Origin of the sequence: Polynucleobacter sp. 73C-SIWE (genome assembly GCF_018882465.1) — a bacterium.
Lineage (GTDB): Bacteria > Pseudomonadota > Gammaproteobacteria > Burkholderiales > Burkholderiaceae > Polynucleobacter.
Genome location: NZ_JACVOK010000001.1, coordinates 160,098 through 184,680 on the forward strand (window position 1 = coordinate 160,098; position 24,583 = coordinate 184,680).

The following is a 24,583-nucleotide window of genomic DNA, read 5'->3' on the forward strand; positions in this document are numbered from 1 at the left end:
ATTCTGTATTTCTGATTATTACTTTTGAGTAACGATGACATGGGCGATCGCCATATCTTGCTCATCACTCACGGTAACGTGTGCTTCCCAATTCTTTTCTTCCATAAATTTGGCGAGCGTGCCTAAATACGAGGTTATAGGCTTACCGCTAGGTTCATTTAAGGTTTGCAATGAACGCCACGTCATCGGCATACGCATCCCCAAACCAATTGCTTTGGAGAACGCCTCTTTAGCGGCAAAGCGGGTTGCTAAGAAGGCAATCCCCCGCTTGTGATTTCTGGCAAGACGATGCTTAAAGACCAACATCTCATCTGGCCCCAGAATTCTTTCAGCCAAGCGGCCATTGGTCCGATCATAAGCGGCTTGTAAGCGCTCAATCTGCAGGATATCTGTACCAATACCAATGATCATTTGTAATATTTACTTTATGCGTTTTTTCGACCCTGAATCATCAGAGTCTTCATATCAGTAATTGCTTTTTGCCAACCTTTAAATACTGCCTCAGCAACAATGGCATGACCAATATTCAGCTCAGATAATTCAGTAATAGCAGCGATGGGCATGACATTACCTTCATGCAAGCCATGACCAGCATTCACCCTCAAGCCAATATGCTTTCCAAATTGTGCTGCTTTACGGATACGCTCTAACTCCTTTATCTGATCTGGACCAGATAAATCCGCATAGCGCCCAGTATGCAATTCCACTACGGTAGCGCCAACATCCTTTGCGGCTTGTAATTGTTTTTCTTCAGGATCAATAAACAGCGATACCCGAATACCCGCATCTTGCAATTGCTTAGTAGCTGCTTTCACAGCAGAAAAGTGGCCGATCACATCCAGCCCACCTTCAGTTGTAACCTCTTCCCGTTTCTCGGGGACCAGGCACACATCGTGCGGCTTTACTTTGCAAGCGATATTCAACATTTCAGGAGTCACTGCACATTCGAGGTTCATCCGCGTTTTAATGAGCGGGCGCAATGCCAGCAAATCAGCGTCTTTAATATGTCGACGATCTTCGCGCAAATGCAGAGTAATTAAATCAGCACCCGCCTCCTCTGCTAGCAGTGCAGCCCTAATCGGATCTGGATAGACTGTCCCACGGGCGTTGCGCAAGGTGGCGACGTGATCGATATTGATGCCGAGTTCTAGGGCTTGGGTTGTCATAACTGTAGATTACTAGATTTTTTTGAGATCAATCAGAATTTGTCTAGTGGTCAAAACCTGATCTTGTAAGTGCAAACCAAGCAGGAAGCGCATCAATTGCTTACTCTCAGACAAGGTTTCTGGGTCTGAAAAATCCCCGGCTGCAATTGCAAGCAGTGATTTACCAGTCAACACTGGCCAATGTCCGGGGTCATCGCCTTGTGCGGGGCGAACACCGCGTTCAGGCTGATAGACGTACTGAGTCTTGGCGTCTGGCAACTCGTTAGTCTCAACACAGCGGTCCAAGGCAGCTGCATAGCCTGTCTCTTGCAAGAGTGATAACTCAAATGGGCGCAGAATTTCTTCTAGGCCCTTGGATTCAAACTCCAGATTCGATAAGGAATTAATAGTCTCTGTATAGCGATCGTAGAGTTTTTCGTAATCGTCTTCACGCGCCAAGAATTTTACTAATAGCTCATTGAGATAGAAACCACAAAGTAACGCATCCCCAACTAAGGAAGGCATGCCACCTACCCACTCGGATTTTGTAAGAGTGCGCAACTCTGACTTGCCGCTCCAAGAAACCAGTAGCGGTTGAAAGCGTTGCAGTACAGGACGTAAAGTAGAGTGTGGACGCTTTGCACCTTTAGCAATCAAAGCCATACGGCCATACTGCCGAGTAAAGACATCCAGAATTAAGCTAGTCTCTTTATAGGGAATGCTATGCAATACAAAAGCAGGCTCGTCAGCAACGCGAATCGAGGCCATGAGAATTTATTCCAGACCCTGCGCCCGCAATTCAGCGCGATCATCTGCCCAACCACGTTTCACCTTGACCCAAGTCTCTAAAAAGACTTTGCCGTCAAAGAGCTTTTCCATATCAATCCGCGCATCCGTGGAGATCTTTTTAAGACGCTCGCCTTTTTGACCAATAATCATGGCTTTATGGCTATCGCGATCCACCAAAATGGTTGCAGCAATGCGGCGCATCTTGCCATCCATTTTAAATTGATCAATCACCACTGTAGAAGTGTAAGGTAATTCTTCACCTGTAAAACGGAAAACCTTCTCTCGCAGAATTTCAGCAGCAAGAAAGCGCTCACTCCGATCGGTAATGGTATCGCCATCGTAGACAGCCTCTGCTTCAGGCAGATAGCCCTCCAATACATCTAAGAGTCTTTGTACGTCACCAGGACTTTTAGCACTCATCGGCACAATTTCTGCAAACTCACACTTCTGATCCTCGTGGCCGCCCAGCTCGCTCCATGGTCGCGACATGTCTTTCATAAAATTGAGTAATGCCTGATCGCGTTCGGAAGGAGTTTGAAAGCGACTATTAAAAAGATCGAGCTTATTGAGAACCAGTACTACCGGCAAATCCTCGGGCAGTAGTTTTAAAACTTTCTTATCGTCCTCACCAAAATAACCCGCCTCAACCACAAAGCAAGCAACATTAACGTCTTGCAGGGCAGTTGTCACTGTGCGGTTTAGTGCTTTGTTCAGCGTATTCATCAAACGCGTCTGAAAGCCTGGCGTATCAATAAAAATAAATTGCGCCTCTTCACGATTCTGAATCCCCAAAATACGATGGCGAGTGGTTTGCGCCTTACGAGAGGTAATGCTGATCTTTTGACCAACCAAGGCATTTAGCAGTGTTGATTTGCCCATATTGGGACGCCCAACAATAGCGATAGTGCCGCATCTAAACACGATTAGCCCTTCAGCTTAAGATTTAACTGCTCTTCGGTCACTTCTTTTTTGGCTGCTTTTTTCTTAGCCGACCGAGTTTTCTTGGGTTTACGAGATTCTTGTGGCAATGCTTTGAGCACTGCTAGTAAAGCAGTCTTGGCAGCAGATTGCTCTGCAGCTCGACGTGAGGCGCCCTCACCCTTTACCGACACTTTCAAACTCGGAATCAAGCATTCCACTTCAAATTGCTGGTTATGCGCTGCGCCAGTGGTGCCAGTCACGTTATAAGTCGGCAAAGGTAATTGATAGCTTTGCAAACATTCTTGCAAGAGTGTTTTATCGTCTTTACCTAAAGTTTTTGGATCAACTTGTGCCAGGATTGCCGAATAGAGTTTGCGCAAGCATGCTTTTGCTGCATCAAATCCGCCATCTAAAAAGATCGCGCCAGTAACTGCCTCTAAAGTGTCTGCCAGGATTGAAGGACGGCGAAAGCCGCCGCTCTTGAGCTCACCCTCCCCCAAACGGAGATAGTCGGAGAGAGACAAGGTTTGTGCAATCTCATATAGGGCCTGTTGCTTCACAAGGTTGGCGCGCACACGAGAGAGATCGCCCTCATCCAAATCAGAGTAACGCTCATAAAGTAAATCAGCCACTACACAATTGAGAATGGAGTCGCCCAAGAACTCCAAGCGCTCGTTATTCTTTTTGCTATGACTGCGGTGAGTCAAGGCTTGATTCAAAAGCTCAGGCTTCTTAAAGGTATAGCCAAGATGCTCTTGCAAGGGTGCGGTTTCGATAACGGCGCGCGCGTTCATGATCTCTTACTCAAAGCCGCCAATGCGACCTAAGTTACCTAGGTTCAGCCAGACAAAGAAGGCTTTGCCCACAATATTTTTATCTGGCACAAAACCCCAATAGCGAGAATCGGCACTGTTATCACGGTTATCGCCCATCGCAAAGTAATGTCCTGGTGGAACTTTGCAAGTGAGCCCAGTTTGCTGGTACTGGCAAAAGTCTGAGCCCGGAAAACGCTCTGTCGGAAAGACTGTTGCAGGACGATCAGGATCATTCAAGATTTCATGACGATTACCACCCAAATCCGCAGGGAAAGCTTCTTTAAAGCGCTTGGCATAGCGCATATTCTCCGGATCAAGATAAGAATCGCCCCCACTGTATTGCAATAGCTGGCCATTCACTGTGAGGTGCTTGTCTTGATAAGTAATTACATCACCAGGCAGAGCTACTACACGCTTGATGTAATCGACAGACTCATCACGTGGGTAACGAAATACCACCACATCGCCACGCTGAGGAGTTCCGAGATCAAATACTTTTTGATTGATCACTGGAAGACGAATGCCATAAGTAAATTTATTTACCAAAATGAAATCGCCAATTTGTAAAGTGGGGATCATCGAGCCAGATGGGATCTTAAAAGGTTCGACAATAAAAGAACGCAACACAAATACGGCACAAATGACCGGGAAGAAACCAGCCGTATATTCCAGCCACAAAGGCATGCGATCGTTACCAGCCAAGCGTCTTTGTGGGGCAAAGTACATCTTGTCAGCAACCCAGGCAATACCTGTCAGAACGACCAAGATCAACAGAATCAGAGCAAAGTTCATTAATCTTCCACCTGCAAAATAGCCAAGAAAGCTTCTTGTGGAATTTCCACATTACCCACTTGTTTCATGCGCTTCTTACCTTCTTTTTGCTTCTCTAATAACTTACGCTTACGAGAGATATCACCGCCATAGCATTTAGCCAATACGTTTTTACGTAAAGCTTTCACGTTTTCACGGGCAACAATATTGCTACCAATAGCCGCCTGAATAGCCACATCAAACATTTGACGTGGAATGATCCCGCGCATCTTGGAGACTACCTCACGACCACGGTGCTGACTATTACTCCTATGGACAATCACCGATAGGGCATCAACCCGGTCACCGTTAATCAAAATGTCTACCTTGACTACATCAGCGGGACGATATTCCTTGAATTCATAATCCATCGAGGCATAGCCGCGAGAGATTGACTTCAACCTATCAAAGAAATCCAACACAATCTCTGCCATCGGTAATTCATAAGTGAGCTGCACTTGGCGACCCAAATAGTTCATCCCCGTCTGAATGCCCCGCTTGCCAACGCATAAGGTAATCACCGAACCCACATACTCTTGAGGCATATAGAGATTCACGGTCACAATCGGCTCCATGATAATGTCGACCTTACTGGTCTCAGGCATCTTTGATGGGTTATCTACCATTAGCATCGTGCCGTCAGATTGCTGTACCTGATACACCACGGTTGGAGCCGTAGTAATCAGATTCATCCCGTACTGGCGCTCTAAGCGCTCTTGCACGATCTCCATATGGAGCAGACCTAGGAAGCCGCATCGAAATCCAAAACCTAAAGCCTGAGAAACCTCTGGCTCATATAAGAGAGATGCATCATTGAGCTTTAACTTCTCAAGTGATTCACGCAGTTGATCGTACTCACTCGCTTCAACTGGATACAAACCGGCAAACACTTGGGACTTCACTTCTTTAAATCCAGGCAATGGTGCTGTAGCAGGAGTGCGCCCTTGCTGACCTGTCGTATGGGTAACGGTATCACCCACTTTTGCCGCCTTTAATTCTTTAATACCAGCAATGATGAAGCCCACCTGGCCGGCACTTAACTCAGGGCGGTCCACTGACTTCGGACTGAAGACACCGACATGTTCAACTAGGTGGCTTGAGCCATTGGCCATCAAGGTAATCTTGTCTTTGGGTTTGAGTGTGCCGTTCACAACGCGCACTAACATCACCACACCAACATAATTATCAAACCATGAATCGATAATGAGGCACTGTAGAGGGGCGTTCGCATCGCCTTTCGGTGGCGGCACACGACGGATCATCTCTTCGATCACTTCGTGCACACCTAAACCCGTTTTTGCTGAACAGGTGACCGCATCCGTTGCATCGATACCAATCACATCTTCAATTTCTTGAATAGCGCGCTCAGGATCAGCCTGGGGCAAATCAATCTTATTGAGAACAGGTACCACTTCAACGCCAAGTTCAATTGCGGTATAGCAATTCGCTACCGTTTGTGCTTCGACACCCTGACTAGCATCTACTACCAATAAAGCACCTTCGCAAGCAGATAAGGAACGACTAACTTCGTATGAGAAATCCACATGGCCTGGGGTATCAATCAGGTTCAGGTTATAGATCTTGCCATCTTTAGCTTTGTAATTTAGAGCTGCAGTTTGGGCCTTAATAGTGATACCGCGCTCACGTTCGATATCCATCGAATCGAGAACCTGGGCTTCCATTTCGCGATCTGAGAGACCGCCACAAAGTTGAATAATGCGATCCGCAAGCGTAGATTTGCCGTGATCAATGTGGGCGATGATAGAGAAATTGCGGATTAAATCCATAGCGTCTTAATAGCTCATTCAAAAAACGCCTTGTCAGAACGCACCACAATGATGCGCTGCAAAAAGTCGTCTTAAAGTGATTGTAATGGGTGGCGCCCAAAAGGCGCCGAACCCCATTTATTTGCCTAAAAAGGGCTTATTTTGGCCGTACAGGGATGATCAAAGTACCGTCAGAACGGCGTATAAAGACTGGAACAGCCTTATTGGTATCCAGGCCTTTAACAAGACTCTCAAACTGCTTTACCCCAGTGATATCTGCATCCGCAATTCGAATGATCACATCGCCAGGACGGACTCCTGCTCTAGCCAAAGGACCATCACCCAAACCAGTGACCTCAACGCCACCCTTGATATTCAGATCCTTCTTTTTGGTGTCCGATAAGTCCGTTACTACCACCCCAAAGGCATTCGTACTGTTGCCATTATTACTAGGGGCATCTGACTTTTTAGCAGCCGCTTGGGTTGACTCAGTATCAATAACCGTAACCGTTAAATCACGATTACTGCCCTTGCGCCAAACTTGCACTGTAGCTGTGGTCCCTGGTTTGGTTTCACCAACAATACGTGGCAAATCTGTAGATCTATTAATGTCGCGTCCATTAAAACTCAGGATCACATCACCCGCCTCAATGCCGCCAACTGCTGCAGGACCATTAGGCTCTACGTTACGCACATATGCGCCACGAGGCTTACCTAAACCCAAACTCTCAGCAACATCTTTTGTCATTTCACCTAAAGCAACACCAATACGACCTCGTGTCATTTTTCCGTTAGTGCGCAACTGCTCAGCAACGCGCATTGCTTCATCAATCGGAATCGCAAAAGAGATCCCCATATAACCGCCAGAGCGACTAAAGATTTGTGAATTAATGCCGATGACTTGGCCGGCCGTGTTTAACAGCGGGCCACCAGAGTTACCGGGATTGACAGCCACATCAGTCTGGATAAAGGGTAAGTAGTCACCTGTATCACGACTCTTCGCGGAAACAATGCCTGCTGTTACGGTGTTCTCAAGACCAAAAGGTGAGCCAATTGCGAGAACCCACTCACCGACTCGCACTTTAGAAGAATCACCTAATGGCAGTTTTGGTAAGTCGCGCGCATCAATTTTGACTACTGCTACATCAGTGCGTTTATCCATCCCTAAGAGCTTAGCTTTGAACTCGCGCTTATCAGTCAAGGTGACATAAATCGTAGTGGCACCTTCAACAACGTGTGCATTAGTGAGAATCAAACCATTGGATTCAATAATGAAACCAGAGCCCACTCCACGATCAGCCTCTTGTGGTTTACCGGAATTAGGTTGCGCCTGTTTAGGCGTACTTGGAATACCTGGAATCGGCACTCCAAAGAAACGACGGAAGAATTCTGCTTGCTCCTCGGGCATTCCTGGGATGCCGCCTTGAGCTTGTTGCACCGCGACTTTTTCAGTCGTCCGAATATTGACCACGGCAGGACTGGCACGCTCAACCAAATCCGCAAAATCTGGAATCGTTACCCGAGGATTTTGTGCAGAAGCAGTGGAAATAAATGCAGTTTGCCCAAGACTCAAAATAGTCAAGAGCGCGATAAGGTACTTTTTCATGATGCTATGGACCTACTTGGTAAAAACCAAAAAATGGAGATAAAGAGAATATTAGGTCAGCTTACCAAAAATCAAGGTGCCGTTAGTACCACCAAAGCCAAAGTTGTTTTTGACTGCATGGTCAATCTTCACATCCCTGGCGGTATTGGCGCAGTAGTCCAAGTCACACTCAGGATCTTGATTGAAGATATTGATGGTGGGTGGGGATTTCTGGTGATGAAGGGCCAGAATGGTGAAAACAGACTCCAAACCGCCTGCGCCGCCTAAGAGGTGACCAGTCATCGACTTGGTGGAATTAATCAGGGCTTTTTTAGCGTGATCGCCTAAAGCCGCTTTAATGGCATCAGTTTCATTCTTATCACCCAAAGGTGTGGAAGTGCCGTGCGCATTGAGATACTGAATTTGATCGGGATTTAACCCTGCATCGCGCATGGCATTGACCATACAACGACGTGGACCATCCATATTTGGTGCAGTCATGTGATACGCATCACCACTCATACCAAAACCAAGCAGCTCACAATAAATTTTTGCGCCGCGTGCCTTTGCATGTTCATACTCTTCAAGCACGATCACGCCAGCACCTTCACCTAGAACAAAGCCATCACGGTCTTTATCCCAAGGACGTGAAGCAGTTGCAGGATCATCATTGCGTGTTGAAAGCGCTCTTGCTGAAGCAAAACCACCAACACCCAAAGCAGAAATAGTTGACTCAGCACCACCAGCCACCATCACATCAGCATCTCCATACTGAATTAAGCGTGCAGCTAAACCAATGCTATGCAAACCTGTTGTACAGGCAGTCACTGCAGCTACGTTTGGACCCTTAAGGCCAAACAAAATGCTGAGATGCCCAGAAATCATATTGATGATTGAGCCTGGCACAAAGAATGGGGAGATGCGACGAGGGCCGCGAGCCAAGAGCTCAGCCCCAGTTTCCTCAATCATTGGCAGACCGCCAATCCCTGAGCCCACCATAACGCCTACACGCTCGGCATTTTGCTCAGTAATCTCTAAACCACTATCGCGAATAGCTTGCGTACCAGCAGCGATACCGTAATGGATAAAGGTATCCATATGGCGAGCTTCTTTGGCAGAAACATATTCTTCGACATTGAAATCTTTCACCTCTCCAGCGAAATGAACGCTAAGTGGAGCGTGGTCGAATTTAGTGATGGTAGCAATGCCTGATTTGCCCGCAAGCAAATTAGACCAAGCTACATCAACTGAATTACCAACAGGTGAGATGAGGCCAAGACCGGTGACTACTACCCGGCGTCGGCCATTTGATGCTGACACAGTAATACCTAAGCTAGGGAATTAACCCTGAGCTTTTGATTTAGCGAAGTCGATCGCGAGCTGAACTGTGGTGATCTTTTCGGCTTCCTCATCAGGAATTTCGATACCGAATTCATCTTCCAATGCCATTACCAGCTCAACAGTGTCAAGAGAGTCAGCGCCCAGGTCATTCACAAAAGAAGATTCATTCTTGATATCTCCTTCAGCGACGCCTAATTGCTCAGCGACGATTTTCTTAACGCGTTGTTCGATGTTGTCCATTAATTTCCCCAGGGGTTGTAAAAAACGATGAAAAGGATTTTATCAGTTTGGTGGACCGAATTAGCAAATTCGCCCAAAAACGACCAAATCCTTGCTTTGCCGTTAGGCTAGATAGAGTCCACCATTGACGTGTAGGGTATTACCCGTAATATAGCCAGCCGCCGGAGAGGCCAAAAATGCCACTGCCTGAGCCACATCCTCGGGACTACCCAATCTGGATAGTGGAATATTCACTTTGAGGGCATTTTGCTGATCTTCGCTCAAGGCGCGGGTCATATCGGTATCAATAAATCCAGGGGCTACGCAATTGACGGTGATATTCCGACTGCCAATTTCGCGAGCCAGAGCACGGGTCATACCAGAAACGCCTGCTTTTGCAGCAGCGTAATTTGCCTGTCCTGCGTTACCCATGTGACCAACGATGGAGGTGATGTTGATGATGCGACCACTGCGTGCCTTCATCATGGGGCGTAAAACAGCCTGAGATAAACGAAACACTGAACTCAAATTGGTATCAATCACATCCGTCCACTCTTCGGACTTCATCCGCATTGCCAAGTTATCGCGAGTGATGCCAGCGTTATTAACCAAAATATTGATACCGCCATGATCTTTCACAATCTGATCAATAATTTCTTCGCAAGCATTTGGTGCGGTGACATTCAAAACTAAACCACAACCACCCGAAGGCTTTAAGCGTGCATCAATTGCTTTCGCACCATCAGCAGATGTCGCCGTGCCAATCACCTTGGCGCCACACTTAACCAATTCATCTGCAATCGCCCGACCAATGCCACGCGAGGCACCAGTCACTAAGGCAATTTGTCCGCTTAAATCGAGATTCATATTTATTTTCCGTTATTTCTTGAGTGTCTTTTGATATTGGAATTATTTCACTGCAGCCAAAGCCTCATTGAGACTGACTTCATCGAAGATGGGTAGCCCAATAACATGCTCATTAATGCGCTTAGTCAAACCTGCTAAAACCTTGCCAGGGCCACACTCCACTACTTGTGTAATACCTTGCTCAGCCATTGCTTGAATGGTTTCTTGCCAGCGCACAGGTTTTGCAGCTTGACGCACTAATGCGTTTTTAATGGCGGTAGGATCATTCAAGATTTGAACATCAACGTTATTAATCACGGAGATTGTCGGTGTTTTGAATTCAATATTTGCAAGATAACCTTTGAGCTTTTCAGAAGCAGGCTGCAGCAAAGAAGAATGAAATGGTGCAGACACAGGCAAGGGTAATGCGCGTTTAGCACCGGCAGCTTTCAATAGCTCGCACGCCTTCGTTACAGCATCACTTGCACCTGCAATCACCACTTGTCCTGGCGCATTGAAATTGACAGCCTCTACAACACCGCCAGCAGCAGCACTGGCTTCTGCGCAGACTTTAATTACCGTAGCATCATCTAAACCCAAAATAGCGGCCATGCCGCCCGTGCCAACTGGTACTGCGCTTTGCATTGCTTCTGCACGAAAACGTACCAACGGAACTGCATCTTTAAAAGAAATGACGTCAGCAGCGACCAAGGCCGAGTATTCACCGAGGCTATGACCTGCCATTACCTTAGGAGCTGATCCACCCGCTGCCAGCCAAGCGCGGTAAAAAGCCACGCCAGCAGTCAGCATTACTGGTTGAGTATTGGTTGTTAAGGACAAGGCCTCTGCAGGACCTTCAGCAATTAATTTGGCAACGTCCTCACCTAAAGCTTCAGAGGCTTCTTGTAATGTTGCACGTACTTCAGGGCGCTCAGAAATCGAATTGAGCATACCGACAGATTGAGAACCTTGGCCAGGGAATACGAATGCAAATGTCATATTGTTAATTCACTAAAAAATAAACTCTTAGTACTTGAGAACTGCTGCACCCCAAGCAAAGCCACCACCAACACCCTCAAGTAAAAGATGTTGACCACGTTGAATTTGACCAGAGCGCACGCCAGCATCTAAAGCCAATGGAATTGATGCGGCAGAAGTATTACCATGCTCATGCACTGTCACAATCACTTTATCCATGGACATACCCATCTTCTTGGCGGTACCCTCCATGATGCGAATATTGGCTTGATGTGGCACTAACCAATCGATTTGTTCGGGCTTGAGATTGGCCTTCTCTAAGGCTTCGTGCGCTACTTGCTCCAATACTTTTACGGCTAATTTAAATACTGCTTGACCATCCATCGTCATGAATGGAGAGCCATGCACTTCACCATTACCAGCACGGCCAGGCACGCAGAGAATATCGCGTTGACTGCCATCAGCATGTAAAGCCGTAGAAAGAATGCCAGGCTCTTTGGAGGCTTCTAGCACTACTGCACCAGCACCATCGCCAAACAGAACACAAGTGCCGCGATCTTGAAAATCCAAAATGCGAGAGAAAGTCTCAGCACCAATCACCAGTACTTTTTTAAATGAACCAGAGCGAATAAAAGCATCCGCAATAGCGAGAGCGTAAGTAAAGCCAGCGCAAACCGCTTGCACATCAAATGCAGCGCAGGCGGTATGAGCGCCCAATTTATCTTGCACTACACAAGCCGTGCTTGGAAACCCACCCAAATGATCCGGTGTAGAGGTTGCCAAAATAATGAGATCTAGATCTTCAGAAGTGAGTCCAGCACTTGTTAATGCAGCTTGAGCAGCCTGAACCGCCAAATCACTGGTTAATTCATTTTCAGCAGCAAAGTGCCGTGCAGAAATTCCGCTGCGAGTCGTAATCCACTCATCACTAGTTTCTAGGCCTGTTTTAGCAAGGCGCTCTACTAAGTCCTGATTAGTTAAACGCTGCTTGGGAAGATAGCTTCCAGTGCTAGCGACTCTTGCAAAAATACTCATTCTTTTGTCTCCACCACAAAGGCTGCGGCAATACGCTCAACCATGCGATTCTTGGCGGCCTCATATGCGCGCTCTAAAGCAAAACCAAAGGCAAAGCGATCAGCAGAACCATGACTCTTAATCACACAACCGCGTAGACCCAACAATACCGCACCGTTGTAACGACGATGGTCTACACGCTTGCGTACACGCAGCAATGGCACCATGGCACAAATTGCCATCAGTCTAGTCATCAACGAGCGCTTAAATTCTTCACGAATCATGCCACTCATCATTTTTGCCAAACCTTCACTAGCCTTGAGAACGACATTACCCACAAAACCATCGCATACGACGATATCGGTAGTGCCTTTAAAAATATCATTACCTTCTACGTTGCCGTAAAAGTTTAAATGAGTTTGACGGAGTAACTCGCTGGTTTGTTTGACAACCTCATTACCCTTAATCACTTCTTCCCCAATATTGAGAAGCCCAATTGAAGGGTTTTTCTTGCCATCAACCACCTGAACCATGACGTTTGCCATTTGGGCAAATTGCACCAAATGCATTGGCTCGCAATCTGCGTTTGCGCCCAGGTCGAGCATAGTTGTACCACCCCCTAATTCATTTGGGATAGCAGTAGCAATCGCAGGACGGTCAACACCTTCAAGGGTTTTGAGAATGTAGCGAGAAATCGCCATGAGTGCGCCAGTATTCCCAGAGGAAATGACAGCATCAGCTGCGCCCTCTTTGACTTGCTCAATAGCAACGCGCATAGATGAATCTTTTTTGCGACGCAAGGCAACTTCGATGGGGTCGTCCATCAATACCACTTCGCTTGCGGGAATAATTTGAATGCGATCAGCGTGAGCTGTGGAGGATTTATCTAAAACTTGCTTGATTAAATCGGGGTCACCTACCAAGGCAATTCTCACATCGCTATGTTTTTCTAGAAAATCGCAGGCAGCAGGAACCGTAACGACGACTCCATGATCTCCGCCCATGGCATCAATAGCTAGAGTAACGCTCATAAACTCATTGACTGCTGCAAGTGATTTATCTAAGAAAAAAGCGGCTGTTTTGGGAGCCGCTTCGATCTATTTAGACTAAAAGAATTAGTCGTTTTTTGTTTTAACAACTTTACGGCCACGATAGTAGCCGTTTGGTGAAATGTGGTGGCGCAAATGAGCCTCACCAGTTGTGGCTTCAACAGCCGTAGCAGGTGCGGTCAAAAAGTCGTGCGCACGGTGCATGCCACGTTTGGAAGGTGATTTTTTGTTTTGTTGAACGGCCATATTGAACTCCTAAGCAAGGCGACATTCTAGCATGATAAATCAGCTAAATGCTTGATTTATCGATAGAGATTACTTAAAACAACTAGGGTAACGAGGGCCTATTTGGAGCCCGATTTATGAGTTTTTCTTCATATTTTTCAATATGTTAAAGGGATTTTCGCGCTCATCAACTCCCTCACCCCCATCCTCTAATCCAAAAACTGAAGCATGGGGCTCACAAAAGCCCTCCGGATGCTTTGGAATCAAGGGTAAAGACAGTAAAACCTCATCCTCAATGGTTTCCAAGAGGTTGAAATGCTGGCTGGCGACCAAAGGCTCCTGTTCCTCATCCTCCATGGGGTAATCATCAGCCTCAGCTTCAGTGGCAAGCAGGACAAAACGGCGTTTTTCATCTAAATCCACAGTGCAGTCTTGCAAACAGCGCTGACAAACCAGTTGAAGGCGCCCTTTTAGGCCCAATTCCAGGATTTGGCGAGACTCACTCCCAGGCGAATCTTCAAAATGGGTCTCCATTTGCCAATCAAAGCCATCCCCCGGATTAATACTGGAAGCCTCCTCAGCCAACCTAGGCATATCAGAAATAGGCAAAAAACCAGCTCCTCGATAAGACTGGGGGGCACAAAAATCGACCTTTTTTAAAGCGCTGGGCTCGGCCGATAACTGGACTTGAGGTAAAACTTGATTACGATTCATGACATCAGTCTAAATCAAGGCCCCTTCGAAAGTCCGTAGCAATGAGCAAATTAATCAATCCGCCCCTCATCCTGGCATCGACCTCGGCATATCGCCGCGAGCTTTTGGGTCGTCTGCGCATTCCTTTTGAAGTCGTTTCCCCCAAAGTAGATGAAACACCACTCACCGGCGAGAGCACTCTCGAATTAGCCTTACGTCTTGCCACTGCAAAAGCTGCGGCAGTTGCTAAGGATCACCCCAATGCATGGGTAATCGGTTCTGACCAAGTTGCAGATTTGTGTGGCGCCGCAATTGGTAAGCCTGGAAATTTTGAAAGAGCTCTCGCTCAACTGCAACTCATGCGTGGACAAACGGTGACTTTTCATACCGCACTTTGCTTAATGAAAGGCGAGCAGCAAACAACCTTAAACGTGCCCACTGAAGTGACCTTTCGAAAACTATCAGATGAGGTTTTAGAAAGTTATTTGCTTGCGGAAGAACCTTATGACTGCGCTGGCAGCGCCAAGTCTGAGGGCCTTGGCATTAGCCTTTTGGAGTCCATTCAAAGTAATGACCCATCAGCCCTGATTGGCCTGCCACTCATTGCTTTAACCGGTTTATTACGTGATGCTGGTTTTCTAATTCCATCGAAGAATTAAGAGATCGAATCAATCTATTCATGTCCAAGTTAGGCACACTCTATCTAGTTCCCAATACTTTGGGTGATGACGCGCGCACTGAACAATTGCCGTGGGTATTGCCTCATCAAACGCTTTTACAAACTGCCAAACTCAAACACTGGATTGTTGAGGATGCGAAAACAGCACGTGCATTATTAAAAGCCGTTGATAGTGTTGCTCCGCTTGCTTGCACTATTCAAGAAATGCACATGAGTGAGTGGCGCGGTGCAGCTCGCAATGCAAAATATGGTGATACTGTGAAGCCTGCTGATTTACTCAAACCATTGCTTGATGGTAATGACATGGGCTTAATGTCTGAAGCTGGTGTGCCGGGTGTTGCCGATCCAGGCGCAGAACTTGTTCTAGCAGCACATCGGTTGGGCGCCCAGGTAAAGCCTTTAGTGGGGCCAAGCTCTATCTTGCTGGGTTTAATGGCCAGCGGTCTCAACGGTCAACGCTTTGCCTTTCAGGGATATCTGCCGCATGATGCCCACGAGCGGAGTGCAAAGTTGAAGCAGCTTGAAGTAGAGTCTCGAAAATTACAGCAAACTCAGATTTGGATTGAGACGCCCTATCGCAATACCGCGATGTTGATGGCGTGCTTAAATTCTTTAGCACCACAATCCTTACTCTGCTTGGGTGTTGATCTCAGCCTCACTTCAGAAATGATCGCAACATTATCGATTGCAGAGTGGCGTAAGCGCTATCCAAATGAAGGTGCATGCGCTTCCTTGCAAAATAGGCCAACGGTATTTCTACTGTTGGCCTAAGAGTTGACGTTTTTCCCTAGCTTAGGAATTGATTCTTACTTTAGATCTGGTGCCTTTACTAAAGCTTTGCCAGCAGCAGCACCTGCCTCAGCACCGAAGCGCTTGGCTACACGCTCTGCAAAATTTTCTTTCATGGTGTAGTCCAAAATATCTGGGGCTTTGAAGATATCGCGCGCTACGGACTCAACTGTGCCGTAACCATCAGCTAAACCAATTTTGACAGCCTGTTCGCCATTCCATATGCGGCCGGAGAATAAATCAGGGACATCTTTTAAACGTGTCCCGCGACCCTCTTTCACTACAGCAATAAATTGCTGATGAATCTCGTCAATCATGGTCTTCACCATCTCAACTTGCTTTGGATCTTCTTTGCTAAATGGATCGAGCATGCCTTTATTGGATCCCGAGGTAATCATGCGACGGGTTACACCTAACTTATCCATCAAGCCTGTAAAGCCAAAGCCTTCCATGATCACGCCGATTGAACCCACCAAGCTAGCCTTATCCACCAAAATCTGATCCCCAGCTACTGCAACATAGTAGCCACCTGAAGCACAAATATCTTCAACCACTACATAAAATGGTTTGTTCGGATAGAGCTTGCGTAAGCGATGAATCTCATCATTAATCATTCCTGCTTGAACCGGTGAACCGCCGGGACTATTGATACGCAGAACCACGCCGGCACTATGCTCATTCTCAAATGCAGAAAGTAGTGAAGAGTTGATGTCTAAAGCATTGGCCATTGAGCTCGATGAAATCTCACCCTCTAATGTCACCATAGCGGTGTGCTTTTCTCCTGCCATACCGCGCCCCGGCAGATGAAAATCAAATACCGCAAGAACTACCCCAACGATCACCACCAAGGTCAGCACTCGCAGTACAGCTCTCCAACGACGCGCTTTGCGTGTCTCCTTCAAATTCTCAAGGAGCAAATGCTCAAGAGCTTGACGTTCCCAGTTTGGATTTGGATTGTTTTCCATCTTGATTCCTTAGTATTGCTTATTGTGGTTTACAGATTTTGCTTGAGCCATTGTGACAGTTGCGCCACATCATCTACATGCGCCAATGAAGGGGATGTTTTTAAAGTGTCTGGGGGATGCGCGCCGTAGGTTACTGCCACAGCATCTACGCCAGCATTGGCTGCCATGTCTAAATCGTGGGTGGTATCTCCAATCATTAGCATCCGGCGCGTAGGTACCTGAGTCACATCAGATAACTCTAGCAACATTCCTGGATGGGGCTTTGAGAAGGACTCATCAGCCGTCCGTGTTTCATGAAAAAGATGCCCGATTTGATGGTGCTTTAAGGAGCGGTCTAACCCTACTCTAGATTTACCTGTAGCAACGCCCAATAGATATTGATCTTCGCGTAAATTTTCTAGCAGCTCACGAATGCCTACAAATAAATGAAGCTCATGATCTTTTGCGAGGTAGTGGTAACGAAAACGATCTGTCAGTTTTGGAAAGTTGGATGGCTCAATCCAAGGAACCGCCCTACGCAATGAATCCTGAATGCCCAAACCAATCACTGAACTTGCCAATGCATCATCAGGCTCTTTAAAACCTAAATCACGACAAGCTTGCTGAATGCAATGCACGATGGTTGGCGTGGAATCCATAATGGTTCCATCCCAATCCCACACGATCAGGTCATAGCGGCGGTCGGATTTATCTCCGAATTTACGGATTTGGCTCATGACGCTTCTATTGGTTCAAAATTCTTCATCATCGCCGCAAACTCAGCTGGCAGCGGGGACTCAATCCGCATCTTCTCACCAGTACGGGGATGCGTGAAACCCGCAAGATGAGCATGGAGATAGAGTCGTTTCGATTTAATCACCTTGTCTTGATCTTCAAAGCCATATTTATCATCGCCCAAAATTGCATGGCCCAGCTTCTGAAGGTGCACGCGGATCTGATGGGTGCGGCCTGTTTTTAACTGAGCCTCTGCCAATGTGATGGCGGCATCCGCACGCTTCATAGTTTTGCTAACGCGCAACGCGGTGTGGCTTGGCAACCCTTCAGGATCAACTCGAACCCTGCGTTCACCATTCGCCAAGAGGTATTTATGCAATGGATACTTTAGTTGCATCACTTGCGCACCCTGCTGAATTTCTCCATGGGCTAGTAAGTAGTAGCGCTTATCTGTTTGACCTTCACGAATTTGACGGTGCAACTCCACTAGAGCGCTACGCTTCTTAGCAAGCAGCAATACGCCAGAGGTATCTCGATCCAAACGGTGAACCAACTCCAGGAACTTCAATTCTGGGCGAGTAATGCGCAAAGTCTCAATCACCCCCAGAGCAATTCCAGAACCGCCATGCACAGCTAAGCCAGGAGGTTTATCTACTATTAAGAGAGCCTCATCCTCAAAAAGGATAGGCATTTTGTCTGAGTAACCGTGGGCTCTGGATTTGGTTTGAGCACTATTAACTGCTGCCATTTGGGCAGGCTCAGCAATTCTGACGGGGGGAAGACGCACTACATCACCCTCAATGAGTCGGGTAGTTGGCTCAGCCCGCTTTTTATTCACCCGCACTTCGCCCGAACGAATAATCCGATAAACGTGACTTTTGGGGACTCCTTTAGCCCAGCGTAACAAATAGTTATCCAAGCGCTGACCAGCCTCTTCCGGACCAATCGTCTGGAGATGCACTGCAGCAGGTGCTGAAGTTGTATGCGTTTTTACCTTTAAAGGCTTGGAAATGGGTTCAGATTTCATGATTTATCTCTCTTACCGCCTCGTTCTGAGACGACAAGGGACTCAACAATACCCCATTGTCATTCAACTTGTGCCGTATAATCAACGCTCTAGCCAATTTATTGGCCCGATATGAACCTGAAGTCAGGTTTAAATCGTGGAGCTTGGAGTCGCCCTTTAAAAGACTCCCGGGGTTGCCCCTCCCCCGTTGTAATGAGGCGCAGGGTTGGTGTGCCGTATGCCGCGACCCGCGATTAGAAGACAGTTTTCAGGCGCGCGCCTGCATTGATGACCTAAAGGAGGTCTCTGCGGCGATCGTCAAGTGTGGCACCGATTTAACCACCCGTTAATTTGGTGAGCTGGGTAATAAATGCCCAGATTTGTATGATCCACACTCTTAAACCGCCAGAGGCTATGCCTTAAGCGGTATCTAACCTGTCCCCTAACGCAGCGCGCAACGACATCCTCCCCCATAGGAGAGTGTTATGAAACGCATGTTGTTTAATGCAACTCAACAAGAAGAGTTGCGAGTTGCCATCGTTGATGGCCAAAAACTCATCGATATTGATATCGAAGCTGCCGGTCGCGAGCAACGCAAAGGCAATATTTACAAAGGTGTTATTACCCGCATTGAGCCCTCCCTGGAGGCTTGCTTTGTCAACTACGGTGAAGAGCGTCATGGCTTCTTACCATTTAAAGAAGTTGCCAGAACCTATTTCAAAGAGGGTATCGATGTTCGCAACGCCTCCATTAAGGATGCCCTGCGCGAAGGTCAAGAAATCATTGTTCAAGTAGAAAAAGAAGAGCGTGGCCAAAAAGGTGCCGCCCTAACTTCCTTTATCTCCTTGGCTGGCCGCTATTTGGTATTAATGCCAAATAACCCACGTGGAGGCGGCGTTTCCCGTCGTATTGAAGGTGAAGACCGTCAAGAACTCCGTGAAGCCATGGCTCAATTAGAAGTAGCTGATGGCATGAGCATCATTGCTCGTACGGCTGGTATTGGTCGTGATGCTACCGAATTGCAATGGGACTTAAGTTACCTAATGCAGTTGTGGAAAGCGATTGATGAAGCTGCCAAAGGCAATTCAGCCCCATTACTCATTTATCTCGAATCTAGCCTAGTCATTCGTGCAATTCGCGATTACTTCCAACCTGATATCGGCGAGATCCTCATCGATACCGATGACATCTACGAACAAGCCGCTGCATTTATGTCGGTAGTCATGCCAGATAATTTGCCAAGAGTGAAGCGCTATCAGGATGATGTGCCTTTGTTCTCGCGTTTCCAAATTGAACATCAGATCGAAACTGCGTACTCACGTACTGTGCCTTTGCCATCAGGCGGCGCAATCGTGATTGACCACACCGAAGCTTTAGTTTCTGTGGACGTGAACTCCGCACGTGCAACCCGTGGTTCTGATATTGAAGAAACTGCTACCCGAACCAACTTAGAAGCTGCCGATGAAATCGCCCGTCAAGCACGTTTACGTGACTTGGGTGGTTTGATCGTGATCGACTTCATCGATATGGAATCGAGCAAAGCACAGAAAGATGTTGAGAATCGCCTACGCGATGCTCTGCGTCATGACCGCGCGCGCGTTCAGATGGGCAAGATCTCCAAGTTTGGCTTGATGGAAATGTCACGCCAGCGCTTGCGCCCTGCCCTCTCTGAAGGTAGCCATGTAACCTGCCCACGTTGTAACGGTACTGGTCACATTCGAGATACTGAATCTTCAGCATTGCAAGTTCTGCGCATCATTCAAGAAGAAGCAATGAAAGAGAACACTGCAGCGATTCATACACAGGTACCAGTCGAAGTGGCTGCATTCCTCTTGAACGAAAAACGTGCTGAAGTCATCAAGATTGAAACTCGCTTCAAAGTAAATGTCTTGATGGTTCCAAATAAGCATTTGGAGACTCCACATTACAAGTTAGAGCGTTTACGTCATGATGATCCACGCTTGGATGATCAAAAAGCGAGCTATGTGATGGCTGAAGAGGCTGCTCGTGAGCTCGAGACCGACACTACAGTAAGTCGTAAAGATGCTGATGTGAAGGTGCGCCCTGAAGCTGCTGTTAAGGGTATTACTCCAACTCAACCCGCACCAATTAGCCAACCTCGTCCAGCACGTACTGAAAAAGTACAAACTGAGAGCTCTGGTGGTTTCTTTGGATTTATTAAAAAGATGTTCTCCTCCTCTCCTGCAGCAGAAGAGAAGCCAGCGCCAAGCAATGCTCGTGGTCGCAACCAAGGTCGCAATGGCAATGGCGGTGATCGTAATCGTGGTCGCAATCGTCGTGGCGAACGTAATGGTGAGCGTGCAGAGCGCCCAGCGGTAACTGCTGCTGAAGGCACTGCTGAGGCTAACAACAATCGCAACGGCAATCGCAATCCAGGTAATAACCGTAACGGCAATCGCAGTGGTCCAAAGCCAGAGCGCCAAGCAAACCCAGCTGCAGTAACTCCTGCAACCGAAGCTGCTCCAGGTGAGACTGCACCAACTACTGATGGCGAAGAGCGTCGTGGTCGTGGTCGCAATCGTCGTGGTCGTGGTCGCAATCGTAATGATCGTGGCGAACGCGAAGAGAATGGTGACACAGCTACTGCAGTGGCAGCAAGTCCATTTACAGGTCCTCCTGTAGGGATGGCTGGCGCATCTGCATCAATGCCGATTCAGAATCTTGCCAATAGCTTTGGTAATACAAAACCTACTAAGGAAAGACAAGAGAGGGCACCACGTCCTCCACGCCAACCCAATCGTCCAGCGCAAGGTACTCAAAGTACTCCAGCAGCAGCTCCAGTTGCAGCAGTGGCAGTGGCGGCAGTTTCGACTATTGAAGTGATTGCTAAGCCTGCACCAGAGCTTCCGAAGGTTGCCTTCCAGGCACTTGAAGAAACTCCTTTGCATAGCGTTGTGCAATCTGCCGGCATGATTTGGGTTGCTACTGATGCCTCTAAGCATGCAGAAGCCCAAAGCCAGATTCAACCTGAGTCAACTAACTTAGGCAGAACGCCCAAACCTGCAGCAGCCCGACCAGAAGGTCCCATGGTTTTAGTTGAAACCGGCGGCCAAGAAAAAACGGTTTAATGCTGCTTTAAGCTTTTCTCCGGACTGCCATTTATCCTGCAAGGATATCTGGTGGTTTGGCAGAAACACCGTTTCATAGCCATAATTGAGAACATGGTTGAAAAATCAATCCCAAAGGTAATCCCAATTCGCATCGACGAAGGCAGAGGCCTTACGCCGTCTATTGGCGCGCAACTCCATACCCCTCACGGCAACACCCAAGATCGGCGCGGTCGCATCTTACGCGACCTACGTATTTCAGTAACTGATCGTTGTAACTTCCGCTGCACCTATTGCATGCCTAAAGAAGTCTTTGATCAGAATTACCCTTACCTCTCGCACAAAGAACTTCTGAGTTTTGAAGAAATCACTCGCCTCACTTCAATCTTCTCTAGCTTAGGTGTTGAGAAGATTCGCCTAACTGGTGGCGAGCCACTACTTCGCAAGAATTTAGAAGTGCTCATCGACATGTTGGCCCAAGTACGCACGCCCGAAGGCAAGCCGCTTGATCTCACCTTAACAACCAATGGCAGCATTCTGCGTAAGAAAGCTGCTGCCTTAAAAGCTGCTGGCCTACAAAGACTCACTGTGAGCTTGGATGGTTTAGATGATGTCATCTTCAAAAAAATGAATGATGTTGACTTTCCAGTCGCTGATGTTTTGGATGGCATTGCCGCCGCTCAAGAAGTTGGCTTTGCAAATATCAAAGTGAATATGGTGGTTAAAAAAGGTACGAACGATCACGAAATCGTCTCGATGGCAAAACACTTCAAAGGCAGTGGCATCATCCTGCGCTTTATTGAGTTTATGGACGTGGGCAGCTCCAATGGCTGGAATATGGCAGAGGTACTGCCGTCCAAAGAAGTGATTGCCAGAATCAATGCAGTCTTTCCGCTGGAGGCAGCTGAAGCAAACTACTCAGGCGAGGTTGCACAGCGCTGGCACTATCAGGATGGTTCAGGTGAAGTGGGCGTGATCTCCAGTGTGACGCAAACTTTCTGCCATGAATGTACGCGTGCCCGCATTTCTACTGATGGCCAGATGTACCTTTGCCTCTTTGCAAATGAAGGCTTTGATTTCAAAACTTTATTACGCTCAGGTAAAAGTGATTTAGAGATTGCCAATGCCATCATGAATACCTGGGCAGCACGTGATGATCATTACTCTGAAATCCGTGGCTCGAATACTGCAAACCAATCGACTGGTTCTCGTAAAGTCGAAATGTCTTATATCGGCGGCTAATGATTTCTTCCGATCAAATTACCGGTCTGATCCTAGCTGGTGGGCGTGCCCAACGCATGGGTGGCATTGATAAAGGATTAATTCCGTTCCTCGGTAAACCTCTAATTGAATCAGCGATTACAAGGCTCAAGCACCAAGTGGGTCTTATTCTGATTAATGCTAATCGCAATATTACGAAATACGCCATTCATGGCCATCCCGTCATCATGGACGAGACTCCGGATTTTTCAGGGCCATTAGCCGGCTTCTCTGCAGGCCTCAAGGCTTGTAATACGCCATATATGCTGACTACGCCTTGCGATTCGCCATTGCTACCCAAGGATTTGGGTAGCAGACTAGCCGCAGAAATGGTCCATGGTGACTTTGAATTGGTATATGCCTCAAGCAAAGAGGCTGATGGCAGGGTATGGGCACAGCCTGTTTTTTGTTTAATGCGTACCAATCTAAACAAATCATTAGAAACTTTTTTACAAAAAGGCGATCTCAAGATTGATCGTTGGTTTAAAGAATTAAAGAGTAGCACTGTGGTGTTTGATGACACGCAAGCATTTGCTAACGTCAATACTCCAGAAGAATTAAAAGCATTAGAAGAGGCCTTTGTATGAAGTACTCACCTAATAATCCCATTCTTCTCACTTCATCGCTGCATGTGGATGAAGCCCGTAAAGCCATTGCGCAATTGGTTAATGAGCTCATTGCAGAATCTAATGCAATTGGTGATGCGAGTGATACTGAAATCGTTTCTTTAGACCAAGCAATCAACCGCATCCTTGCTGAAGATTTACTCTCACCAATTGATGTTCCTGCGGCTGACAACTCAGCGATGGATGGTTATGCCTTTGATGGCAAGTGCTTAGGCACGCAGAGTGCTACCGTCTCCCTAAAAATGATCGGTACCGCCTTTGCAGGCAAGCCTTATGAAGGCAAGATCAATCCTGGTGAATGCCTCAAAATTATGACTGGCGCTGTCATGCCAGCTGGTTGTGACACCGTCATTCCACAAGAGTTCACTAGCGATCAAACTGATACACATATTGAGTTTCCTCAAAATCAATTGAAGCCCGGCGAGAATCGTCGCTTACGTGGCGAAGATCTACAACAAGGCAAACCTGCGATTCGCGCAGGTCGTTTATTGCGCCCTTCAGATTTAGGCTTGGCAGCATCCCTCGGCATAGCCTCTCTTAAAGTGAAGCGCAAACTCAAGGTAGCCATTCTGTCTTCGGGAGATGAGTTGCGATCCTTAGGTCAAACCTTAGATGCTGGCAGTATTTATGACAGCAATCGGCATAGTCTTACCGGCTTACTGAATCGCCTCAATCTTGAAATCATTGACTGTGGGATTGTGCGCGACGACCCAACATCCCTTAAAAATGCATTTATCGATGCCGCCACCAAAGCGGATGTCTTAATCTCCTCCGGTGGAGTCTCTGTTGGTGAAGCTGACTTCACTAAACAAATCATGCAAGAGCTGGGAGACGTCGGTTTTTGGAAGATTGCGATGCGTCCTGGTCGCCCAATGGCTTTTGGAGTTTTCAAGCCTATCGCCGGGAAGTCGCCCGCACGCAAAACATTGTTCTTTGGATTGCCTGGCAATCCAGTAGCAGTCATGGTGACCTTTTATCAGTTTGTTCGAAGTGCGCTCTTGCAACTCAATGGCGCCAATCAGACTGAGCCACCAATCATCCAAGCAATCTCTGAGGCACCAATTCGCAAGAAACCAGGTCGTACAGAGTTTCAGCGCGCTATCTTGGGACGCAATACTGATGGCCGCCCAACCGTCAGACTCACAGGCAGCCAAGGTGCGGGGATTTTACGCTCCATGAGTGAGGCAAATTGCTTTGTCATTCTTGCTCACGACCAAGGAAATATTGTTGCTGGGGACTGGGTAGATGTAGCGCTTTTTGATGGACTGCTTTAAGATTGC

Annotated in this window: 25 protein-coding genes; 6 read left to right on the plus strand and 19 right to left on the minus strand. The window is 47.3% G+C overall.

What is annotated here, in order from left to right; genetic code table 11:
• Positions 1-18 precede the first annotated feature (18 nt).
• The 16 genes from acpS to ICN17_RS00870 form a co-directional block, all read right to left on the minus strand.
• On the minus strand, positions 19-411 hold the full coding sequence (acpS, locus tag ICN17_RS00795; protein WP_216235668.1) for a holo-ACP synthase: 393 nt from the start codon (positions 409-411) through the stop codon (positions 19-21).
• A gap of 14 nt (positions 412-425) precedes the next feature.
• Entirely contained in the window at positions 426-1,166 is a 741-nt protein-coding gene (gene pdxJ, locus ICN17_RS00800) for a pyridoxine 5'-phosphate synthase (RefSeq protein ID WP_216235669.1), read from the minus strand.
• A gap of 12 nt (positions 1,167-1,178) precedes the next feature.
• Positions 1,179-1,913, minus strand: a complete 735-nt coding sequence (gene recO, locus ICN17_RS00805) for a DNA repair protein RecO (RefSeq protein WP_216235671.1) — start codon at positions 1,911-1,913, stop codon at positions 1,179-1,181.
• 6 nt (positions 1,914-1,919) lie between these two features.
• On the minus strand, positions 1,920-2,813 hold the full coding sequence (era, locus tag ICN17_RS00810) for a GTPase Era (RefSeq protein WP_216861801.1): 894 nt from the start codon (positions 2,811-2,813) through the stop codon (positions 1,920-1,922).
• 44 nt (positions 2,814-2,857) lie between these two features.
• Positions 2,858-3,649, minus strand: a complete 792-nt coding sequence (gene rnc, locus ICN17_RS00815; RefSeq protein WP_216235675.1) for a ribonuclease III — start codon at positions 3,647-3,649, stop codon at positions 2,858-2,860.
• Positions 3,650-3,655: 6 nt separating this feature from the next.
• A complete protein-coding gene (gene lepB / locus ICN17_RS00820) occupies positions 3,656-4,462 on the minus strand; it encodes a signal peptidase I (RefSeq protein ID WP_216235677.1) in 807 nt (268 codons plus the stop codon).
• Positions 4,462-6,267 carry a translation elongation factor 4 gene (lepA, locus tag ICN17_RS00825; protein ID WP_216235679.1) on the minus strand — a complete coding sequence of 602 codons (1,806 nt, stop codon included), beginning with the start codon at positions 6,265-6,267 and terminating at the stop codon, positions 4,462-4,464. The genes lepB and lepA overlap by 1 nt, the downstream gene beginning before the upstream one ends.
• Before the next feature lie 136 nt (positions 6,268-6,403).
• Entirely contained in the window at positions 6,404-7,852 is a 1,449-nt protein-coding gene (locus ICN17_RS00830; protein ID WP_216235681.1) for a DegQ family serine endoprotease, read from the minus strand.
• Positions 7,853-7,903: 51 nt separating this feature from the next.
• Entirely contained in the window at positions 7,904-9,151 is a 1,248-nt protein-coding gene (gene fabF, locus ICN17_RS00835; protein WP_216235683.1) for a beta-ketoacyl-ACP synthase II, read from the minus strand.
• Positions 9,152-9,172: 21 nt separating this feature from the next.
• Positions 9,173-9,412, minus strand: a complete 240-nt coding sequence (gene acpP, locus ICN17_RS00840; RefSeq protein WP_028819177.1) for an acyl carrier protein — start codon at positions 9,410-9,412, stop codon at positions 9,173-9,175.
• Between the two features lie 102 nt (positions 9,413-9,514).
• A complete protein-coding gene (fabG, locus tag ICN17_RS00845; RefSeq protein WP_216235685.1) occupies positions 9,515-10,258 on the minus strand; it encodes a 3-oxoacyl-ACP reductase FabG in 744 nt (247 codons plus the stop codon).
• 42 nt (positions 10,259-10,300) lie between these two features.
• Entirely contained in the window at positions 10,301-11,236 is a 936-nt protein-coding gene (fabD, locus tag ICN17_RS00850; RefSeq protein ID WP_216235687.1) for an ACP S-malonyltransferase, read from the minus strand.
• Between the two features lie 27 nt (positions 11,237-11,263).
• The gene (locus tag ICN17_RS00855; RefSeq protein WP_216235689.1) at positions 11,264-12,250 is read right to left on the minus strand and encodes a beta-ketoacyl-ACP synthase III; all 987 of its coding nucleotides are present in this window, start codon (positions 12,248-12,250) and stop codon (positions 11,264-11,266) included.
• A complete protein-coding gene (gene plsX, locus ICN17_RS00860) occupies positions 12,247-13,260 on the minus strand; it encodes a phosphate acyltransferase PlsX (protein WP_216235691.1) in 1,014 nt (337 codons plus the stop codon). Before plsX ends, ICN17_RS00855 begins: the two co-directional genes overlap by 4 nt.
• An 84-nt stretch (positions 13,261-13,344) precedes the next feature.
• On the minus strand, positions 13,345-13,524 hold the full coding sequence (gene rpmF / locus ICN17_RS00865) for a 50S ribosomal protein L32 (protein WP_011902241.1): 180 nt from the start codon (positions 13,522-13,524) through the stop codon (positions 13,345-13,347).
• A 114-nt stretch (positions 13,525-13,638) separates the two neighbouring features.
• Positions 13,639-14,217 (minus strand): YceD family protein, encoded by a 579-nt coding sequence (locus ICN17_RS00870; protein WP_216235693.1) that lies wholly within the window; start codon positions 14,215-14,217, stop codon positions 13,639-13,641.
• Positions 14,218-14,258: 41 nt separating this feature from the next.
• Here ICN17_RS00870 and ICN17_RS00875 point away from each other — a divergent pair, with 41 nt between their 5' ends.
• Complete coding sequence (locus ICN17_RS00875; protein ID WP_216235695.1) at positions 14,259-14,855, plus strand: Maf family nucleotide pyrophosphatase; 597 nt, start codon at positions 14,259-14,261, stop codon at positions 14,853-14,855.
• Positions 14,856-14,875: 20 nt separating this feature from the next.
• On the plus strand, positions 14,876-15,646 hold the full coding sequence (locus ICN17_RS00880; protein WP_216235698.1) for an SAM-dependent methyltransferase: 771 nt from the start codon (positions 14,876-14,878) through the stop codon (positions 15,644-15,646).
• A gap of 35 nt (positions 15,647-15,681) precedes the next feature.
• On the opposite strand, the gene ICN17_RS00885 is transcribed toward ICN17_RS00880, so the two are convergent.
• From ICN17_RS00885 to ICN17_RS00895, 3 genes are read right to left on the minus strand one after another with little or no spacing between them, the layout of a single operon-like run.
• Positions 15,682-16,629: a S49 family peptidase gene (locus ICN17_RS00885; RefSeq protein WP_216235699.1), complete on the minus strand. Its 948-nt coding sequence runs from the start codon at positions 16,627-16,629 to the stop codon at positions 15,682-15,684.
• Positions 16,630-16,658: 29 nt separating this feature from the next.
• Entirely contained in the window at positions 16,659-17,345 is a 687-nt protein-coding gene (locus tag ICN17_RS00890; protein WP_216235701.1) for an HAD-IA family hydrolase, read from the minus strand.
• Positions 17,342-18,370: an RluA family pseudouridine synthase gene (locus ICN17_RS00895; RefSeq protein WP_216235703.1), complete on the minus strand. Its 1,029-nt coding sequence runs from the start codon at positions 18,368-18,370 to the stop codon at positions 17,342-17,344. The genes ICN17_RS00890 and ICN17_RS00895 overlap by 4 nt, the downstream gene beginning before the upstream one ends.
• Before the next feature lie 464 nt (positions 18,371-18,834).
• Here ICN17_RS00895 and ICN17_RS00900 point away from each other — a divergent pair, with 464 nt between their 5' ends.
• The 4 genes from ICN17_RS00900 (at position 18,835) to glp (ending at position 24,577) form a co-directional block, all read left to right on the plus strand.
• Entirely contained in the window at positions 18,835-21,438 is a 2,604-nt protein-coding gene (locus tag ICN17_RS00900) for an Rne/Rng family ribonuclease (protein WP_216235705.1), read from the plus strand.
• A gap of 93 nt (positions 21,439-21,531) precedes the next feature.
• Positions 21,532-22,659 carry a GTP 3',8-cyclase MoaA gene (moaA, locus tag ICN17_RS00905; RefSeq protein WP_216235707.1) on the plus strand — a complete coding sequence of 376 codons (1,128 nt, stop codon included), beginning with the start codon at positions 21,532-21,534 and terminating at the stop codon, positions 22,657-22,659.
• Entirely contained in the window at positions 22,659-23,264 is a 606-nt protein-coding gene (gene mobA / locus ICN17_RS00910; RefSeq protein ID WP_216235708.1) for a molybdenum cofactor guanylyltransferase MobA, read from the plus strand. The genes moaA and mobA overlap by 1 nt, the downstream gene beginning before the upstream one ends.
• Positions 23,261-24,577, plus strand: a complete 1,317-nt coding sequence (gene glp, locus ICN17_RS00915; protein ID WP_216235709.1) for a gephyrin-like molybdotransferase Glp — start codon at positions 23,261-23,263, stop codon at positions 24,575-24,577. The genes mobA and glp overlap by 4 nt, the downstream gene beginning before the upstream one ends.
• The last annotated feature ends 6 nt before the right edge of the window (positions 24,578-24,583 follow it).

Coding starts and splice junctions, on each gene's coding strand:
- era (WP_216861801.1), bottom strand. CDS start 2,813: ATGGGCAAATCAACACTGCTAAATGCCTTGGTTGGTCAAAAGATCAGC.
- ICN17_RS00880 (WP_216235698.1), top strand. CDS start 14,876: ATGTCCAAGTTAGGCACACTCTATCTAGTTCCCAATACTTTGGGTGAT.
- lepA (WP_216235679.1), bottom strand. CDS start 6,267: ATGGATTTAATCCGCAATTTCTCTATCATCGCCCACATTGATCACGGC.
- ICN17_RS00890 (WP_216235701.1), bottom strand. CDS start 17,345: ATGAGCCAAATCCGTAAATTCGGAGATAAATCCGACCGCCGCTATGAC.
- acpP (WP_028819177.1), bottom strand. CDS start 9,412: ATGGACAACATCGAACAACGCGTTAAGAAAATCGTCGCTGAGCAATTA.
- ICN17_RS00875 (WP_216235695.1), top strand. CDS start 14,259: ATGAGCAAATTAATCAATCCGCCCCTCATCCTGGCATCGACCTCGGCA.
- pdxJ (WP_216235669.1), bottom strand. CDS start 1,166: ATGACAACCCAAGCCCTAGAACTCGGCATCAATATCGATCACGTCGCC.
- plsX (WP_216235691.1), bottom strand. CDS start 13,260: ATGAGCGTTACTCTAGCTATTGATGCCATGGGCGGAGATCATGGAGTC.
- acpS (WP_216235668.1), bottom strand. CDS start 411: ATGATCATTGGTATTGGTACAGATATCCTGCAGATTGAGCGCTTACAA.
- ICN17_RS00885 (WP_216235699.1), bottom strand. CDS start 16,629: ATGGAAAACAATCCAAATCCAAACTGGGAACGTCAAGCTCTTGAGCAT.
- fabG (WP_216235685.1), bottom strand. CDS start 10,258: ATGAATCTCGATTTAAGCGGACAAATTGCCTTAGTGACTGGTGCCTCG.
- ICN17_RS00870 (WP_216235693.1), bottom strand. CDS start 14,217: ATGAATCGTAATCAAGTTTTACCTCAAGTCCAGTTATCGGCCGAGCCC.
- rnc (WP_216235675.1), bottom strand. CDS start 3,649: ATGAACGCGCGCGCCGTTATCGAAACCGCACCCTTGCAAGAGCATCTT.
- fabD (WP_216235687.1), bottom strand. CDS start 11,236: ATGACATTTGCATTCGTATTCCCTGGCCAAGGTTCTCAATCTGTCGGT.
- moaA (WP_216235707.1), top strand. CDS start 21,532: ATGGTTGAAAAATCAATCCCAAAGGTAATCCCAATTCGCATCGACGAA.
- ICN17_RS00900 (WP_216235705.1), top strand. CDS start 18,835: ATGAAACGCATGTTGTTTAATGCAACTCAACAAGAAGAGTTGCGAGTT.
- ICN17_RS00895 (WP_216235703.1), bottom strand. CDS start 18,370: ATGAAATCTGAACCCATTTCCAAGCCTTTAAAGGTAAAAACGCATACA.
- rpmF (WP_011902241.1), bottom strand. CDS start 13,524: ATGGCCGTTCAACAAAACAAAAAATCACCTTCCAAACGTGGCATGCAC.
- glp (WP_216235709.1), top strand. CDS start 23,261: ATGAAGTACTCACCTAATAATCCCATTCTTCTCACTTCATCGCTGCAT.
- ICN17_RS00855 (WP_216235689.1), bottom strand. CDS start 12,250: ATGAGTATTTTTGCAAGAGTCGCTAGCACTGGAAGCTATCTTCCCAAG.
- lepB (WP_216235677.1), bottom strand. CDS start 4,462: ATGAACTTTGCTCTGATTCTGTTGATCTTGGTCGTTCTGACAGGTATT.
- mobA (WP_216235708.1), top strand. CDS start 22,659: ATGATTTCTTCCGATCAAATTACCGGTCTGATCCTAGCTGGTGGGCGT.
- ICN17_RS00830 (WP_216235681.1), bottom strand. CDS start 7,852: ATGAAAAAGTACCTTATCGCGCTCTTGACTATTTTGAGTCTTGGGCAA.
- recO (WP_216235671.1), bottom strand. CDS start 1,913: ATGGCCTCGATTCGCGTTGCTGACGAGCCTGCTTTTGTATTGCATAGC.